We start from the raw sequence: 16561 nt of genomic DNA on the forward strand, positions 1-16561 counted from the left end.
GTAGGCTGCCCTGATCGCGATCCGGCCCCCCTCCATGCTCAAGCTGCTGCTGGGTGATCCCAATGCCCGCAAGCTGAAGCGCTACCAGCCGATCGTCTCCGACATCAGCCTGCTCGAGGAGGAGGTGGCGGCCCTCTCGGACGACGAGCTGCGCGGCCTGACGGCCGAGTTCCGCCAGAAGCTCGCGGCCCTGCAGCAGGACTGCGCCGGCCGGGGCCTGAGCCGTGAGGCCACCCTGGACCGGGAGCGCAAGCTGCTCGATGAGCTGCTGCCCCAGGCCTTCGCCGTGGTGCGTGAGGCGGGCAAGCGGGTGCTGGCCATGCGCCACTTCGACGTGCAGCTGATCGGCGGCATGGTGCTGCACGACGGCCAGATCGCCGAGATGAAGACCGGCGAGGGCAAGACCCTGGTGGCCACCCTGCCCGCCTATCTCAACGCCCTCACCGGCCGGGGCGTGCACGTGGTGACGGTGAACGACTACCTGGCCCGCCGCGACGCCGAGTGGATGGGCCAGATCCACCGCTTCCTCGGTCTCTCGGTGGGTCTGATCCAGCAGGAGATGGCCCCGGCCGAGCGCCGCCGCAACTACGGCTGCGACATCACCTACGCCACCAACTCGGAGCTGGGATTCGACTACCTGCGCGACAACATGGCGACCGACATCGCCGATGTGGTGCAGCGCGATTTCCACTACTGCGTGATCGACGAAGTTGACTCGATCCTGATCGATGAGGCCCGCACACCGCTGATCATCTCCGGCCAGGTGGAGCGGCCCCAGGAGAAGTACCAGCGGGCCTCCGAGGTGGCGGCCTCCCTGGTGCGGGCCGAGGGCCTCACCAAGGACGGCATCGAGCCCGAGGGCGACTACGAGGTGGATGAGAAGCAGCGCAACGTGACCCTCACCGATGAGGGCTATGCCAAGGCGGAGGAGTTGCTGGGGGTGACAGACCTGTTTGATCCCGCCGACCCCTGGGCCCACTACATCGGCAACGCCCTCAAGGCCAAGGAGCTGTTCATCAAGGACGTGAACTACATCGTGCGCGGCGGCGAGGCCGTGATTGTCGATGAGTTCACCGGCCGGGTGATGCCGGGCCGCCGCTGGAGCGATGGCCAGCACCAGGCGATCGAGGCCAAGGAGGGCCTGCCGATCCAGCCAGAAACGCAAACCCTCGCTTCGATCACCTACCAGAACTTCTTCCTGCTCTACCCGCGCCTGGCCGGCATGACCGGCACCGCCAAGACTGAAGAGGTGGAATTCGAGAAGACCTACAAACTCGAGGTCACGATCGTTCCAACCAACCGGCCCCGCTCCCGGGCCGACTGGACCGATCAGGTGTACAAGAACGAAACCGCCAAGTGGCGGGCCGTGGCCCTCGAGACCGCCGAGATCCACCGGGCCGGCCGGCCGGTGCTGGTGGGCACCACCAGCGTGGAGAAATCCGAACTGCTCAGTGCACTGCTGGCCGAGGAGCAGATCCCCCACAACCTGCTCAACGCCAAGCCGGAGAACGTGGAGCGGGAGGCCGAGATCGTGGCCCAGGCCGGCCGTGCCGGGGCCGTGACCATCGCCACCAACATGGCCGGCCGCGGCACCGACATCATCCTCGGCGGCAACAGCGATTACATGGCCCGCCTCAAGCTGCGGGAGGTGCTGCTGCCCCGGCTCGTGCGCCCTGAGGATGGCCACCGGCCGCCCGTGCCGCTGCAGCGGGCGACCGAGCCGGCCGCCGGCTTCGGCGCAGCTTCGGGCGCCAATGCCCAGGCCCCCAGCGAGGCCCGGGCCATCGGCGCCCTCTACCCCTGCGCCCTCAGCGACGCCACGGAGCGCTCCCTCTCCGAGCTGGCCCAGGATCTGGTGAAGGCCTGGGGCGACCGCCAGCTCACGGTGCTGGAGCTGGAGGACCGCATCGCCCAGGCCGCCGAGAAGGCCCCCACCGATGATCCCCAGATCCAGGCCCTGCGGGACCTGATCGCCCGGGTGAAGGCCGAATACGACGCGGTGGTGAGACAGGAGGAAGTGAAGGTGCGCGAGGCCGGCGGCCTGCATGTGATCGGCACCGAGCGCCACGAATCGCGCCGCGTGGACAACCAGCTGCGGGGCCGCGCCGGCCGTCAGGGCGACCCCGGTTCCACCCGTTTCTTCCTCTCCCTGGAGGACAACCTGCTGCGTATCTTCGGCGGCGATCGCGTGGCCGGTCTGATGAATGCCTTCCGTGTGGAGGAAGACATGCCGATCGAATCCGGCATGCTCACCCGCTCGCTGGAGGGGGCCCAGAAGAAGGTGGAAACCTACTACTACGACATCCGTAAGCAGGTGTTCGAGTACGACGAGGTGATGAATAACCAGCGCAAGGCCGTCTATGCCGAACGCCGTCGCGTTCTGGAGGGCCGCGAGCTCAAGCAGCAGGTGATCGGCTACGGCGAGCGCACCATGGACGACATCGTGGAGGCCTACGTGAACCCCGATCTGCCGCCTGAGGAATGGGATCTGGTCCGCCTCGTGGCCAAGGTACAGGAGTTCGTGTACCTGCTGGAAGACCTCACCCCCGATCAGATCCAGGGCCTGCAGATGGAGGAGCTCAAGGCCTTCCTGCAGGAGCAGCTGCGCAACGCCTACGACATCAAGGAGGGCCAGGTGGAGCAGCTGCGCCCGGGTCTGATGCGCGAGGCCGAGCGCTACTTCATCCTCCAGCAGATCGATACCCTCTGGCGCGAGCACCTGCAGGCCATGGATGCCCTGCGCGAATCCGTGGGCCTGCGCGGCTACGGCCAGAAGGATCCCCTGATCGAATACAAAAATGAGGGTTATGACATGTTCTTGGACATGATGACGTCAATGCGCCGAAACGTGATCTATTCGATGTTCATGTTCCAGCCTCAGATGAGCGCTGCCGAGGCTCAGGCCTGAGGGCCTGCTGCCTCCAGGGTCGTAAGGGTGGGAGGCTCCCGCAGCAGCTGGCAGGCACCGATCACCGCGATCGGGTGGGTTTCTGTGATGCGTAGGGCGCGGTAGTCCACCACCCGGTGCAGGAAGCGCCGGCCACCGGCGTCGCTGGTGGTGATCCCCCCGCCCACGAAATAGAGTCCCGGCCAGAGGCCGCCGCTGAAGTGAAAGCGCACATTGAATCGGCTGTCTGCGGCTAATTCCTTCAGGCTTCCGCTTGGATAGGGATAGCTCTGGCCGCTGATGCGCACGCCGGTGTGGCTGGCGATGTGGCAGCTCAAGGTCACATCGTGCAATTCTATTTCTGCCAGGTAATGAAAGCAGAGCACGAAGTCCTCGCCAAAGGGGATCACGTTGGCGGCGTCACCGTTGGGTAGCTCGATCCGCAGATCTTCGATCCGGGCGCCGTGGCTGGGATAGATCTCGGTACTGAGAGGCTGCAGACTCGGATCCTGCCAGGCTTGGCCTGCATCCGCTGCCTGTGGCTGTACCTGTTCTGGCGCTGGGGCCAGGTTCGCGTGGCTTGGCTCCGCTTCAGCGGGGAGCCAGTTGCCTTTGCCGCCAGGCTGGTCGGGGCTGAGGCAGGCATCCCACTCCGCGTCACTGGCATTGATCAGTCGCTGGTAGGTCACCGTGATCCGGGCTGGTTCCCCCATCAGCCGTGCCCGGCCGCGATGCAGCAGCAAGGCCCGGTCGCAGTGCTGAATGATCTGGGGGCAGCTGTGGGTCACCAGCAGCACTGAGGTGCCCCGCTCCTTGAGACGCTCCAGGTGCGCATAGCACTTCTTCTGGAACAGCTCGTCGCCCACGGCCAGGGCCTCATCCACCACCAGCAGATCGGGATCGATGTGGGCCTGCACCGCGAAGGCCAGGCGCACCACCATGCCGCTGGAGTAGGTCTTCACCGGTTGATCGATGAAGCTGCCGATGTCAGCGAAAGCGAGGATCGCATCGAGTCGCGCTTCGATCTCAGCCCGGCTCAGCCCCAGCAGCGCCGCGTTGAGATGCACGTTCTCGAGCCCCGTGAACTCGGGGCTGAAGCCGCTGCCCAGTTCCAGCAGTGCCCCGATTCGCCCCTGGTTGCTCACGCTGCCGCCGCTTGGTGTCAGCGTGCCGCAGAGCAGCTGCAACAGGGTGCTCTTGCCCGAGCCGTTGCGGCCCACCACCCCGAGGGTCTGGCCCCGGGCCAGCTCGAAGCTGAGGGGATGCAGGGCCCAGAAGTCGCGGTAGAGCTGGCGGCGCTCACCCCAGAACGCCTGCAGCAGCCGATCCCTGGGGTGGTCATAGATCCGATAGCACTTGCTCAGCTCCTCCACGCGCAGCACCGGATCATGGATTGCCGCGCTGGCGGCCACGGGCTCAGAGGACATCGGCGAACCCCCGCCGGCTCTTCTGGAACAGCCGGTAGCCGCATTCACAGGCCAGCAGCGCCGCTGGCAGTCCAAGCCCCAGGTAGAGCGGTGAAGGGGGCTGGCCAGCCACGGCCACCTGCCTGGTCTGCTCGATCACCAGCACCAGGGGATTGAGCTGAATCAAGGGCTGCCACTGGGGCGGCAGCGAACTCACGGGATAGAACACCGCGCTCAGGAACATCAACAGATTCACCACCACCCCCAGGACCTGGCCCAGATCCCGCAGGAACACCCCCAGGGCCGAGACCATCCAGCCCAGGGCCAGGCAGCCTCCGGCCAGGGGCAGCCACACCAGCGGCAACCAGAGCAGGCTCGGGTGGGGGCCCACCCTGGCCAGCGCCTGGAACAGGGTCAACACCACCAGGCTGGTGAGGGCGTGGAAACAGGCGGAGGCCACGCTCACGGCAGCCAGGATCTCCAGGGGAAAGATCACCTTGGTCACCAGATTGGCATTCTCAACGATCAGCGACGGGGCCTTCGTGGTGGTCTCGGCGAAGATATTGAAGGCGATCAGGCCCGCAAACAGATTGATGGCAAAGCCAATGGGGCCGGCCTGCTCCAGGGTTCCCCAGCGCGATTGGAACACCTCGGAGAACACGAAGGTGTACACCGCCAGCATCAGCAGCGGTGTGAGAAAGCTCCAGCTCCAACCCAGCACGGAGCCCCGGTAGCGGCCCACCACCTCCCGTTCCGCCAGGCGCCAGCCCAGCTCGCGGTGCCGCCAGAGGGCCCCTGGAAACCGCAGTGGACACCGACCCATCAAGCCGCAGCCTGCAGCCCGATCTCCTTGCGCAGCAGCTCGATCGTGGCGCTGCCCAGGTAGCTCTGGGCGCAGTGCACCTGGGGCAGCCGCATCAGCTGGGCGCGGTTCTGGCGCAGGCTCTGCTCCACCAGCGGCAGGCTGGGGCGGTCGCAGAGCACGTGGCTGGCGGCCCGCAGCAGGGCCAGCAGGCGGCTGCTCACGTCCGGGGTGGCGGTCATGAGCAGCAGTTCGTTGCCGCGCATGCTGTGCAGGATCACCTCGGCGGCCCGCAGCAGGCCCGGGCTGATGCTCACCAGGCCCACGCAGCTGCCGGCCCGCAGGTCCTTGAGCAGGTCGAGCTCGTGGCGGAAGTCGTTGAGGTCCACGGCCACGGCCCGCACGCCGTGCTGGCGGGCAATGTCCTCCACCGGCTGCAGGAAGTAGCGGCTGGTCACCACGGTGCCGTTGCTGGAGCTCTCGAGCACTGCCTCCAGTTCCTCCAACGGCACCACCTCCACCGGCACCTCCAGATTGGGGGTGAGCTCCTCGGCGATCAGCATCGAGGCGCCGATGTCCTCGCGGGGGGTGCTCACCAGCACCCGCGCGCCGCAGCGCAGGCGCCAGTCGATCTCGCGGGTGAGCAGTTCGCGGGCCTGCTGCAGGGTGCAGCCGGCGTTGAGCAGGCCGTCCACGCTCTGGCGCACTTCGCGGTCGATGTCGGGCAGGGCCTTGCCGCGGATCCCCGGCGGCGGCTTGATCTCGCGGGGTTTCTGCTGGTCGCGCACGTAGATGCCCGAGCCGGCCATGGCCTCGACAACGCCGTCGTTCTCCAGTTGGCGGTAGACCTTGCTGATCGTGTTGCGGTGCAGCCCGGTCTGCATCGCCAGCTGGCGGGTGCTGGGCAGGCGGTGGCCCGGCGGGAAGTGGCGCGCCGCTATCGCGAAACAGATCTGGTTGTACAGCTGGGTCGACGCCGGGATGTCGCTGTCCTGCTGGATGTGGAACCGCACGCCGGAGGGGACAGAGCTGACTCCGGCCACCTTACGGAGCTTCGGCCGTGGTGACAATCGCTGTGTTGGCATAGGCGCCTGTGCCGGTGCTGTGCCAGCTGGGCGCGGGCTCGGGGTCGGCTGTCATCGGGAGAATGGCTCCCAGCCTCTCCGTGGCCATGCCTGAGCTCCTCACCCTGCCCGCCATGGCTCGCTCCACCCGGGGCGAGTGGGTGCGCATCGCCGTGCCTGAGGCCCCCGGGGTGGCTCCCACCACGCTCCCGGCCTGGTGGGCCCGACCGGCCGAGGAGCCGCCGCGGGCGGCGGTGCTGGTGCTGCCCGAGGTCTTCGGCCTCAACGCCTGGGTGCGCAGCGTGGCGGATCGGCTCGCCGCCGCCGGCTATGCGGCCCTGGCCATCAGCAGCTTCGCCCGCACGGCGCCCGATCTGGAGGTGGGCTACGACGCGGCGGGGCTGGAGCAGGGCCGCCGCCACCGCGACCAGGTGACCGCCAGCCAGCTGCTGGCCGACGTGGCGGCCGCGGCGGGCTGGCTGCAGCGGGCCCATGCGGCCGATGGCCTGGGGGAGCGGCCCCTGGGCTGCGTGGGCTTCTGCTTCGGGGGGCATCTGGCCCTGATCGCCGCCACCCTGCCGCTGATCGCCGCCAGCTGCGATTTCTACGGTGCCCGTGTGTCGGACTTCCGGCCGGGTATGGACCCACAGCTGCCGGCGGATGCGCCCGGGCAGCCGGGTCCGAGCCTGGCGCTGGTGCCCCAGATTCCAGGCCGGCTCTGGTGCTTCTGCGGCAGCGCCGATCCCCTGATCCCGCCAGTGGAGCAGGAGGCGATCAACCAGGTGCTCACGCAGGCCAATGGGGGTGAGGCCGCGCTGGTCGCCGCTGATCTGCCGGCGGATCAGCCGCCCAGACACCGGCTGTTCCTCGCGCCGGCTGCAGGCCACGGCTACCTGTGCGAGGCCCGGGGCGACTTCGATCCCCAGGCCGCTCGCGCCGGCTGGAGCGCGATGCTGCAGCTGTTTGAGCACGCCCTGCGCTGAGGCTCCGTGGGGGCGACGGCGTGCAGCTGTCGCCCCCTTTCTCCAGGCCCAGACCCGGCTCCTGGCCTAGACCCGCCTCAGCCCGCCTCGGCGCTGGCGCGGCTTTCGATCGTGCGCACAGCCTTGGTGGCGGCGGCGGCAGCCTCCTTCTCCTTGGCCAGGGGAGTCTTGCGGGGGCTGAGGAACATGATCATGTTGCGGCCCTCCCGCTTAGGCAGCTGCTGGATCTCGGCGTTTTCCTCAAGGTCCTTGGCCATGCGGAGCAACAGGACCTCCGCCAGGGCGGTGTGCTGGATCTCGCGGCCCCGGAAGATCACCGTGCACTTCACCTTGTCGCCGGACTTGAGGAAGCGATGGGCCTGGCCGATGCGCACGTCGTAGTCGTGCTGGTCGATCTTGTAGCGCATCTTGACCTCCTTGACTTCGGTCTGATGCGACTTCTTCTTGGCCTCCTTGGCCTTCTTTTCCTGCTCGAACTTGTATTTGCCGTAGTCCATGATCCGGCAGACCGGCGGGTCCGCCTTCTCGCTCACGAGCACCAGATCCAGCTCGCGGTCGCGGGCCACCTCCAGCGCCGCCTCCCTCGTAATCACCCCCAACTGGCTGCCGTCGGCATCCACCACCCGGAGCTGGGGGTAGCTGATGCGGTCGTTGATGTTGGGGAGCTCCCGGACGGGGGCACGGCGGTCAAAACGGGGACGGGGTGGCATTCAGGCGGGCGAGAGGACGAGAGCGGAGAAAAACCAGGGGCTATTCACCCTTCACCCTAGGACGCGCTGGATCGCCGGCAAGGCCTGCTGCAACGGATCGGCTTCGTCGAGCCACAGGGGTTTGTGCTGGCGGCGGAACCAGGTGCGCTGGCGCTTGGCGAACTGCTGGGTGCGGCGGCTGGTGGCGGCCACGGCCTCGGCTTCCTCCAGCTCGCCGGCCAGCACCCGCCTGGCCTCGCCGTAGCCGATCGTCTCCAGCAGCGGGCAGTCGGCCCCATAGCGCTCCAGCAGCGCCTGGGTTTCGGCCACCAGCCCCTCGGCGTAGAGGTCGGCGCTGCGGCGGGCGATGCGCTGGCGCAGGTCGGGCGGATTGAGGCCCAGCTCGAGCACGCGCCACGGGGGCGGGGTGGCGCCCTGCTGGGCCGAGAGCGGCCGGCCCGTGGCGTAGAGCACCTCCAGGGCCCGCTGGGTGCGTACCGCGTCGTTGGCCATGATCCGCGCCGCCGCCGCCGGATCGGCCTGGGCCAAAAGCTGGTGGCAGCTGGCCTGGCCCAGGGCGTCGAGCTGGGCCCGCAGCCCAGGCTGGGGCGGCACCGCCGGCGGCTGCAGCCCCTGGGTGATCGCCTGCAGGTAGAGGCCGCTGCCGCCCACCAGGAAGGCGATGCCGCGGCGGGCGTGCTCGGCGGCGATCGCGGCTTCGGCCTCGGCCCGGAACTCCTGCAGGTTGATCGGCTGGTCGGGGGTGCGCAGATCCAGCAGTTCGTGGTGCACCCGGGCGCGCTGGGCCGGCGTGGGCTTGGCCGTGCCGATGTCCATGCCCACGTAGAGCTGGCGCGAATCCACCGACAGCACCGCCAGGTCGAGGGCCTCGGCGATGGCGAGGGCCAGCGCGGTCTTGCCGCTGGCGGTGGGGCCGAGCAGCACGATCACCAGGGGCTGGTCGGGGGCGGCCTCCGGCTGGGCCGGGACGGCGGCGGAGGGGCTGGGGTCCGGGGTCATCCGGGCCATCCTGCCTGGCGTGGGTTGCACCCCTGGCGCAAATCGCGCCGGAGAGGCCGCCAGAAGCCTCTCCATTGCAACGGTGATAGATTGACCCTCGCGGGTGGCCTCAGAGCGCCTTCCGAGCCCTTCCCTGCCCGAATGAGCGAAGCCACCAAAGTCCAGGCCGCCTACGGCGCCGAGCAGATCCAGGTGCTGGAAGGCCTGGAGCCGGTGCGCAAGCGCCCGGGCATGTACATCGGCACCACCGGCCCCCGGGGCCTGCACCACCTGGTGTACGAGGTGGTGGACAACTCGGTGGACGAGGCCCTGGCCGGCCACTGCACCGACATCGCCGTCAGCCTCAACGCCGACGGCAGCTGCACCGTGACCGACAACGGCCGCGGCATCCCCACCGACGTCCACCCCCGCACTGGCAAGAGCGCCCTGGAGACGGTGCTCACGGTGCTGCACGCCGGCGGCAAGTTCGGCGCAGGCGGCTACAAGGTGTCCGGCGGCCTGCACGGTGTGGGCGTGTCGGTGGTGAACGCCCTCTCCGAGTGGGTGGAAGTCACCGTGCACCGCCAGGACCAGGTGCACCGCCAGCGCTTCGAGCGCGGCGCCCCGATCGGCAGCCTGGCCTCCGAGCCGGACGCCAGCGGCCGCACCGGCACCTCGGTGCGCTTCAAGCCGGACATCGAGATCTTCTCGATCGGCATCGAGTTCGACTACCAGACCCTCTCGGCCCGCCTGCGGGAGCTCGCCTACCTCAACGGCGGCGTGCGCATCGTCTTCCGCGACGAGCGGCCGTCGGCCCAGGGGGCCGATGGCCAGGCCCACGAGGAGGTGTATCACTACGAGGGCGGCATCAAGGAATACGTCGCCTACATGAATGCGGAGAAGGATCCGCTGCACCCCGAGATCATCTATGTGAATGCCGAAAAGGATGGCGTTCAGGTGGAGGCGGCCCTGCAGTGGTGCGTGGATGCCTATTCCGACAGCATCCTGGGCTTCGCCAACAACATCCGCACCATCGACGGCGGCACCCATATCGAGGGCCTCAAGACGGTGCTGACCCGCACCCTCAACACCTTCGCCAAGAAGCGCGGCAAGCGCAAGGAAGCCGACTCCAACCTGGCCGGCGAGAACATCCGCGAGGGCCTCACTGCCGTGCTGTCGGTGAAGGTGCCCGAGCCGGAGTTTGAGGGCCAGACCAAGACCAAGCTCGGCAACACCGAGGTGCGCGGCATCGTCGACTCCCTGGTGGGAGAATCCCTGAGCCAGTACCTGGAATTCAACCCCTCGGTGATCGACATGATCCTCGAGAAGGCGATCCAGGCCTTCAATGCCGCCGAAGCGGCCCGCCGGGCCCGCGAGCTTGTGCGCCGCAAGAGCGTGCTGGAGAGCTCCACCCTGCCCGGCAAGCTGGCGGACTGCTCCTCCCGCGACCCCTCCGAATCGGAGATCTACATCGTGGAGGGCGATTCGGCCGGTGGCTCGGCCAAGCAGGGGCGCGATCGGCGCTTCCAGGCAATCCTGCCGCTGCGGGGCAAGATCCTCAACATCGAGAAGACTGACGACGCCAAGATCTACAAGAACACGGAGATCCAGGCCCTGATCACGGGCCTGGGGCTGGGCATCAAGGGGGAGGAGTTCAACGAGTCGGCCCTGCGCTACCACCGGATCGTGATCATGACCGATGCCGACGTGGACGGCGCCCACATCCGCACCCTGCTGCTCACCTTCTTCTACCGCTACCAGCGCAGCCTATTGGAGGGCGGCTATATATACATCGCCTGCCCGCCGCTCTATAAGGTGGAACGGGGCAAGAACCACGCCTACTGCTATAACGAGCAGGACCTCAAAAAGACGCTGGATGCCTTCCCCGAGAAGGCCAACTACACGATCCAGCGCTTCAAGGGCCTGGGCGAGATGATGCCCAAGCAGCTCTGGGAGACCACGATGGATCCTGCCACCCGCACCATGAAGAGGGTGGAGATCGAGGATGCGGCTGAGGCCGATCGCATCTTCACGATCCTGATGGGCGACAAGGTGGCCCCGCGCCGGGCCTTCATCGAGACCCACAGCGCCGAGCTCGACTTCGCCCAGCTCGACATCTGATGGACTGGCGCTGGACTTGGGTCCTGGGCCTGGCCCTGATCGGACCGGCGGCCCTGCCGGCCGGGGGCGGCGAGCGGCGCCAGCCCGAGCTGCGGCGCCGTCAGGCCAGGGAGCCGCTGCTCACCACCGGCGCCGCCAGCCTGAAGGCCTCCCCCCGGCGCCATGCCCCGGTGCTGGCCCAGCTGGAGGCCGGCGAGCCCCTGGAGCTGGTGCGCAGCTGGTGGTCGCCCAGCGGGCGGCGCTGGCTGCAGGTGCAGACCGCCGCCGGCCCGGCGGGGCTAGCCCGCCGGGGCTGGCTGGCTGGATGAGCGTGTCTGCTGAGAATCCCTTCAAGACCTGTTTCCCTGCGGCGCTCTACTTGCCAGGGGATGCCTTTGATGCCTCGCGATTTCAGCTGATCGGTCGCCGGATCGCCGGCCTGCAGTTCGCCCAGGCGATAGCCGCTTCCCTGCAGCCGGCCGAATTGCTCCGGGTCGTCTGCCCGGAGCCGGATTCCAGGAATCCCCTCGTGGCCTCCCTGCGGCCCGTTGTCCCGGCCAAGGCCGGCATCGCGCTCTCCGGCGAGGTCTCGATGGGGAGCCTGGCGGGTGTGGACGCCATCCATTACCCCGATCCCTCCATCGCCGCCGCCGCCGAATGGCGTGCCGCGAACCCAGGAGCTGATCTCTCGATCACGGGCATCATCCACACCCTCTGCACAACGACCGTCGTGGCGATGGTGCGCCGCTGTGTCACGGCACCAGTGGCTCCCTGGGATGCCTTGGTCTGCACCTCCAGGGCCGGTCGGAGTGTCGTGGAATCGATCCTGGCCCAACACACGGAGTATCTGGCCCGGCGCTTCTCCCAGGCCAGCCTGAGCAAGGCCCAGTGGCCATCCCTGCCTGTCATTCCCCTGCCGGCGCCCGTGGAGCCGCCCATTGCAACCGGCCTGTCCCGGCAGGAGCGGCGCGCCTATGCCAGGCAACGCCTTGGCATTGCGGCCACCAGTTTCGTGGCCTGTTCCGTCGGCCGTCTGAGTTTCCACAGCAAGGCCCATCCCCTGGCGCTGTATCGCGCCCTGGCCGGTGTGGCCGAGGCCCATCCGGATCTGCTGCTGCTCGAATGTGGCCAGTACAGCAATCCGCAGATTGCCGGGGCCTACCGGGAGCTGCAGGAGCGGTTTCCCCAGCTGCGTTTTCAGGTGATCGGAGGTCTGGAGCCAGCGACCGATGAGGCGAAGTGGTTGGTCTATGCGGCGGCGGATGTCTTTGTGTCGCCGGCCGACAGCATCCAGGAGACCTTCGGCCTGACCCTGCTGGAGGCCATGCTCGCGGAGCTTCCCCTGGTCGTCAGCGACTGGGACGGCTACCGCGACCTGGTGCAGGAGGGGGTGACCGGTTTTCTGGTTCCCACCGCCGATGTCCTGGCCACAACGGAGCAGGTGGACAGCATCCAGGCCCCCTATCAGGCCGGGACCCTCAGCTACGACACGATGGTGGCCCTCAGAAGCCTCGGCGTCGTGGTGGATGTGGATGCCCTGCGTCAGGCCCTGGCGACCCTGGCCGATGATCCGGCGCTGGCCAGCCGGATGGGGCTGCAGGGGGCGCAGCGGTTGCGGGAGCACTACGCCCCGTCTGTCATCGCGGCCCGCTACCGCCAGCTCTGGGGTGAGCTCGGCGAGCGCCGCCGCTCTGCGTCTGAGGAGGAGTGGCGCGGCCTCAGGGCCTGGATTCCAGCCGATGCCCGCCTGTTTCAGGGCTATGGGTCCCAGCCCTTCACGGTGGAGAGTGTGCGGGCATCCCAGCAGGAGCCGGGCGATTCCCTCCTCTCCGACAGCATGAATGCGGACCTGTTTGATCAGCTGTGCCTCGGCCAGTCCAGCACTGTCAGAGCACACCTGAAGGCCTCGGGGGAGCTCAGCCTTGCGGTGCTTCTCTCCCTGGGCTACCCCGAGGAGCGCGGACGGCAGATCCTGGCGGCCCTGGTCAAGCTTGGCGTGGCTGACGGGAGTTCGCCCTCCTGATCGGAGCCCTGATCAGGCCGAGGGCGCAGACCTCAGGGCTGAACGCATGCGGATGAACGGTGTTTCCAGCAACAGCCAGCAGATATGGCCCATGGCGATGGATGCGATCAGGTAGAGGCCAAAGCCAAGCCCACCACTCGATATTGCGAACAGTGGTGCTAGAAATGGAACTTTTAGAATTGGCAAGTGGATGAGATAGAGGCTGTAGCTTGTCTTGGCGAGGACCCGTACTGGCTGGCGAAAAGGTTGCCAAAGATGGAGATAGCTCAGGTTCCAAAGCCCGACCAGCAGTAAGCAACTCAATAGGCCCGCCATGGGGTAGGCGGCGGCGGCCAGCCAGCTCCAGTCCCAGCTTGTTGGCTCGGTGGCAGATCGGAATCTGGCGGAGATGGCTCCGCCCAGCCAGCTCATCATGGCCAGGCTCGACAGGCTGATAGGCCAGCCAAACCGTTTGATCGGGGCCTGCAGTCCGGGTAGGGCGGTGAGGATGCAGGCGAGGATTACCCCATAGGCCAGAGAGTCGAACTGCAGGGCCATGAGCTTTTTCATGGACTCCCATCGTCCTGCTTGCAGGAAGTCGAGAGCATGCAGCCGGCTTGCAATGGATGCAAGGATGACCAGCGTCATGGCCCCAGTAAGGATCCAGTTCCAACTAAGGCGTTTATCGATGGCGGGTATCAGGGTGCTGAGGAGTGCAAGCAGTCCAAGGGCAAGGTACGACCACTCTTCGATGACCAGGCTCCATCCCACTTCAAAGACGCTCGGCTCAAGGCTGGTCATGCTTTGCAGAAAGAAAGCATTCTTCAGCGCCGTTGCGGCTGACCACTGATTAGGGAGCAGCAGAACGGCAATTCCAATAAGAAGCCAAAAGGTTGGTACGGTTCTTAGCCAGCGCCGAGCCAGGAATCTGGCAACATCTAGGCGGCATCTCGCTTCTAGAATCCGAAGAATCTGGCGCCCGATGAGAAATCCGCTAAGGGCAAAAAAGATGCGAACGCCCCACCATCCAGGCCGCAGGAATGATGTCGTGATGAATGACCTGAGTGGTTCTGGCAGGAGTTCGGCGCCGTGGGCAAGCAGAACCAAGAAGATGGCGGCTGCCCGGGCGATGTCCAGTCCGTCGATCCAGTTGCCAGTCGTTCTCGCTGAGGTCAGGCTGGCCGCGCCATTGCTGGCGCGACGCTCCTCCGCTTTCGCTGACTTCGGCATGGAGCTCAACATCAGGGGAGATCGCCAGTGGGCAAGCGGCCGGGTGAGCCTCGCCCTCAGGCCGCCAGTGCCGCCTCGATCGCGCCGGTGAGCTCAGCTGCATCGGGCTCGACGTTGCTCTTGTAGCGGGCCAGGACCGTTCCGTCCTTGGCGATCAGGAACTTCTCGAAGTTCCAGGCCACATCGCCGGCCGGCTCGGCCTGGGTGAGGGTGCTGTAGGGCTCGGTCTTGGCGCCGGTGGCGTGCACCTTGTCGAACAGGGGAAAGTCGGCTCCGTAGGTGGTGGAGCAGAACTGCTGGATCTCCGGCAGGGTGCCGGGCTCCTGGCCTCCGAAGTCGTTGCTGGGGAAGCCGAGCACGCTGAAGCCCTGGGGCCCGTAGGTCTCCTGCAGCTTCTGCAGGCCGGCGTACTGGCGGGTGAAGCCGCAGCGGCTGGCCACGTTCACAATCAGCCGCACCTGGCCGTTCAGATCCCCCAGGCGCTGTTCGCCGCCATTGGCGGTCTTGACGACCACATCGCTCACATTCACGGCCATGGTTCGTTCGCGGACCGGCGTTCCGGTGTTCTGGACCGCGGGACCCTAGCGACCCCAGCCCATACACTCGAAGCGCCGAAGCCCCCAGGCGCGATGAGCGAGGCCAACGGCGTTCCCCCTGGGATCACCAGCGCGATCACCACGGCGGCCGACGGCGACGTGGCCAAGGGCGTGGCCCTTCCCGATGTGGTGGCCCAGCAGCTCAAGGCCCTGCTTGAGGCCGGCCATTACGACGGCGTGAAGCTGCTGCTGGAGCCTGTCCAGGAGGTGGACATCGCCGCGGCGATCGGCAGCCTGCCGCGCACCCTGCAGGCCCTGGCCTTCCGGCTGCTGCCCAAGGACGAAGCGATCGAGGTCTACGAATATCTGGAGGCCTCCGTGCAGCAGACCCTGCTGGAGCGGCTCCGCTCCGGCGAGGTGCTGGAGCTGGTGGAGGAGATGTCGCCCGACGATCGGGTGCGCCTGTTCGATGAGCTGCCGGCCAAGGTGGTGCGCCGGCTGCTGGCGGAACTGAGCCCGGCGGAGCGGCGTGTGACCGCCCAGATGCTCGGCTACGAGGCCGAGACGGCCGGCCGTCTGATGACGACCGAATACATCGACCTGAAGGAGTTTCACAGCGCCGCCCAGGCCCTGGCGATCGTGCGCCGCCGCGCCCAGGAGACCGAGACCATCTACAGCCTCTACGTGACCGACGCCTCGCGGCACCTCACCGGCATCCTGTCGCTGCGGGATCTGGTGGTGGCCGATCCGGAGGAGCGCATCGGCGATGTGATGACCCGCGAGGTGGTGAGCATCTCCACCGACACCGACCAGGAGGAGGTGGCCCGGGTGATCCAGCGCTACGACTTCCTGGCGGTGCCGGTGGTGGACCGGGAGCAGCGGCTGGTGGGGATCGTCACCGTGGACGACGTGATCGACGTGATCGAGCAGGAGGCCACCCGTGACCTCTACGCCGCCGGCGCCGTGCAGGCGGGCGATGAGGACGACTACTTCCAGAGCAACCTGTTCACCGTGGCCCGGCGCCGGGTGGTGTGGCTGCTGGTGCTGCTGATCGCCAACACCGGCACCTCGGCGGTGATCGCCTCCCAGAAGGGGGTGCTGGAGCAGGTGGTGGTGCTGGCGGCCTTCATCCCGCTGCTGATCGGGACCGGCGGCAACGTGGGCGCCCAGAGCTCCACGGTGGTGATCCGGGGCCTGAGCACCCAGCGCATCCAGACCCTCGGACCCGGTGCGGCCATCGGGCGGGAGCTGGTGGCGGGGGCGTTGCTGGGGCTGTTGATGGTGCTGGTGGTGGTGCCTTGGGCCTGGCAGGTGTCCGGCAGCCCGGTGGTGGCGGGGGCCGCGGGCATCTCCCTGGTGGCGATCACGACCCTGGCGGCCACGGCCGGCGCTGCCCTGCCGCTGCTCTTCGATCGCATCGGCCTGGATCCGGCGCTGATGTCGGCTCCGTTCATCGCCACCGCCACGGACGTGGCCGGGGTTTTCATCTACCTGCACACCGCCGCCTGGCTGCTGGGGCGGTTTGCGGTGGCGGGGCCGGGCTGAGCGGGGGCGCGGTCCCGCTCGGACTTTCTTTGGCTTTCTGAGAGGGACTTCACACTTCTTCAGGTTAGGCTTTACACAAGTTCAGGGTCCAGCCGTGGTCCTCGCCCTTTCTCTGCTAGAGCCCTCGCTCGCCGATCCCGTGGCCGCCGAGCGGTCCGGGGCCGCTACCCCTGCTGCCGGCCGCGCGACCGGTGCCCAGCGCACCTCCCCGCCCGTCGATGGCGACCTGGTGCGCTCCTACCTGCGCGACATCGGCCGTGTGCCGCTGCTGAGCCACGAGCAGGAGATCACGCTGGGCCGTCAGGTGCAGGAGCTGAT

General features: G+C 67.5%; 14 protein-coding genes. 7 read left to right on the forward strand and 7 right to left on the reverse strand.

Features of this window, described 5'->3' with window-relative positions:
• Positions 1-34 precede the first annotated feature (34 nt).
• On the forward strand, positions 35-2908 hold the full coding sequence (secA, locus tag CJZ98_RS13245; RefSeq protein ID WP_094591608.1) for a preprotein translocase subunit SecA: 2874 nt from the start codon (positions 35-37) through the stop codon (positions 2906-2908).
• On the opposite strand, the gene CJZ98_RS13250 is transcribed toward secA, so the two are convergent.
• The 3 genes from CJZ98_RS13250 to CJZ98_RS13260 are packed head-to-tail and all read right to left on the reverse strand — an operon-like array spanning position 2899 to position 6108.
• Positions 2899-4314, reverse strand: coding sequence for an ABC transporter ATP-binding protein (locus CJZ98_RS13250; RefSeq protein WP_094591609.1), 1416 nt, complete (start codon positions 4312-4314; stop codon positions 2899-2901). The genes secA and CJZ98_RS13250 overlap by 10 nt on opposite strands.
• The gene (locus CJZ98_RS13255; RefSeq protein WP_094591610.1) at positions 4304-5116 is read right to left on the reverse strand and encodes an ABC transporter permease; all 813 of its coding nucleotides are present in this window, start codon (positions 5114-5116) and stop codon (positions 4304-4306) included. Before CJZ98_RS13255 ends, CJZ98_RS13250 begins: the two co-directional genes overlap by 11 nt.
• The gene (locus CJZ98_RS13260; RefSeq protein ID WP_094591620.1) at positions 5116-6108 is read right to left on the reverse strand and encodes a GntR family transcriptional regulator; all 993 of its coding nucleotides are present in this window, start codon (positions 6106-6108) and stop codon (positions 5116-5118) included. The genes CJZ98_RS13255 and CJZ98_RS13260 overlap by 1 nt, the downstream gene beginning before the upstream one ends.
• 158 nt (positions 6109-6266) lie before the next feature.
• Here CJZ98_RS13260 and CJZ98_RS13265 point away from each other — a divergent pair, with 158 nt between their 5' ends.
• A complete protein-coding gene (locus CJZ98_RS13265; RefSeq protein ID WP_232756470.1) occupies positions 6267-7142 on the forward strand; it encodes a dienelactone hydrolase family protein in 876 nt (291 codons plus the stop codon).
• A gap of 77 nt (positions 7143-7219) precedes the next feature.
• On the opposite strand, the gene infC is transcribed toward CJZ98_RS13265, so the two are convergent.
• Both infC and miaA read right to left on the reverse strand, forming a co-directional pair.
• Positions 7220-7852: a translation initiation factor IF-3 gene (gene infC, locus CJZ98_RS13270; RefSeq protein ID WP_094591611.1), complete on the reverse strand. Its 633-nt coding sequence runs from the start codon at positions 7850-7852 to the stop codon at positions 7220-7222.
• A 51-nt stretch (positions 7853-7903) separates the two neighbouring features.
• Positions 7904-8851, reverse strand: a complete 948-nt coding sequence (gene miaA / locus CJZ98_RS13275) for a tRNA (adenosine(37)-N6)-dimethylallyltransferase MiaA (RefSeq protein WP_094591612.1) — start codon at positions 8849-8851, stop codon at positions 7904-7906.
• 141 nt (positions 8852-8992) lie between these two features.
• Here miaA and gyrB point away from each other — a divergent pair, with 141 nt between their 5' ends.
• Genes gyrB through CJZ98_RS13290 form a run of 3 tightly spaced genes read left to right on the forward strand, consistent with a single transcriptional unit; the run spans position 8993 to position 12953 of the window.
• Entirely contained in the window at positions 8993-10951 is a 1959-nt protein-coding gene (gene gyrB, locus CJZ98_RS13280) for a DNA topoisomerase (ATP-hydrolyzing) subunit B (protein ID WP_094591613.1), read from the forward strand.
• Positions 10951-11259 carry a hypothetical protein gene (locus tag CJZ98_RS13285; protein ID WP_094591614.1) on the forward strand — a complete coding sequence of 103 codons (309 nt, stop codon included), beginning with the start codon at positions 10951-10953 and terminating at the stop codon, positions 11257-11259. The genes gyrB and CJZ98_RS13285 overlap by 1 nt, the downstream gene beginning before the upstream one ends.
• Entirely contained in the window at positions 11256-12953 is a 1698-nt protein-coding gene (locus CJZ98_RS13290) for a glycosyltransferase family 4 protein (RefSeq protein ID WP_094591615.1), read from the forward strand. The genes CJZ98_RS13285 and CJZ98_RS13290 overlap by 4 nt, the downstream gene beginning before the upstream one ends.
• 12 nt (positions 12954-12965) lie before the next feature.
• Here CJZ98_RS13290 and CJZ98_RS13295 read toward each other — a convergent pair whose 3' ends face one another.
• Together CJZ98_RS13295 and CJZ98_RS13300 are read right to left on the reverse strand one after the other, a co-directional pair.
• A complete protein-coding gene (locus CJZ98_RS13295; RefSeq protein ID WP_157910988.1) occupies positions 12966-14162 on the reverse strand; it encodes an acyltransferase family protein in 1197 nt (398 codons plus the stop codon).
• Positions 14163-14218: 56 nt separating this feature from the next.
• Positions 14219-14698 (reverse strand): glutathione peroxidase, encoded by a 480-nt coding sequence (locus tag CJZ98_RS13300; RefSeq protein WP_094591617.1) that lies wholly within the window; start codon positions 14696-14698, stop codon positions 14219-14221.
• Between the two features lie 93 nt (positions 14699-14791).
• Between CJZ98_RS13300 and mgtE the strand changes: the two genes are divergently transcribed.
• Together mgtE and CJZ98_RS13310 are read left to right on the forward strand one after the other, a co-directional pair.
• Positions 14792-16243 carry a magnesium transporter gene (gene mgtE, locus CJZ98_RS13305; RefSeq protein ID WP_094591618.1) on the forward strand — a complete coding sequence of 484 codons (1452 nt, stop codon included), beginning with the start codon at positions 14792-14794 and terminating at the stop codon, positions 16241-16243.
• A gap of 139 nt (positions 16244-16382) precedes the next feature.
• The coding region (locus CJZ98_RS13310; protein ID WP_332835049.1) for a sigma-70 factor domain-containing protein at positions 16383-16561 on the forward strand (179 nt) is incomplete at its 3' end.

The sequence above is a fragment of the Vulcanococcus limneticus LL genome (assembly GCF_002252705.1).
In the GTDB taxonomy this organism is placed as follows: Bacteria; Cyanobacteriota; Cyanobacteriia; order PCC-6307; family Cyanobiaceae; genus Vulcanococcus; species Vulcanococcus limneticus.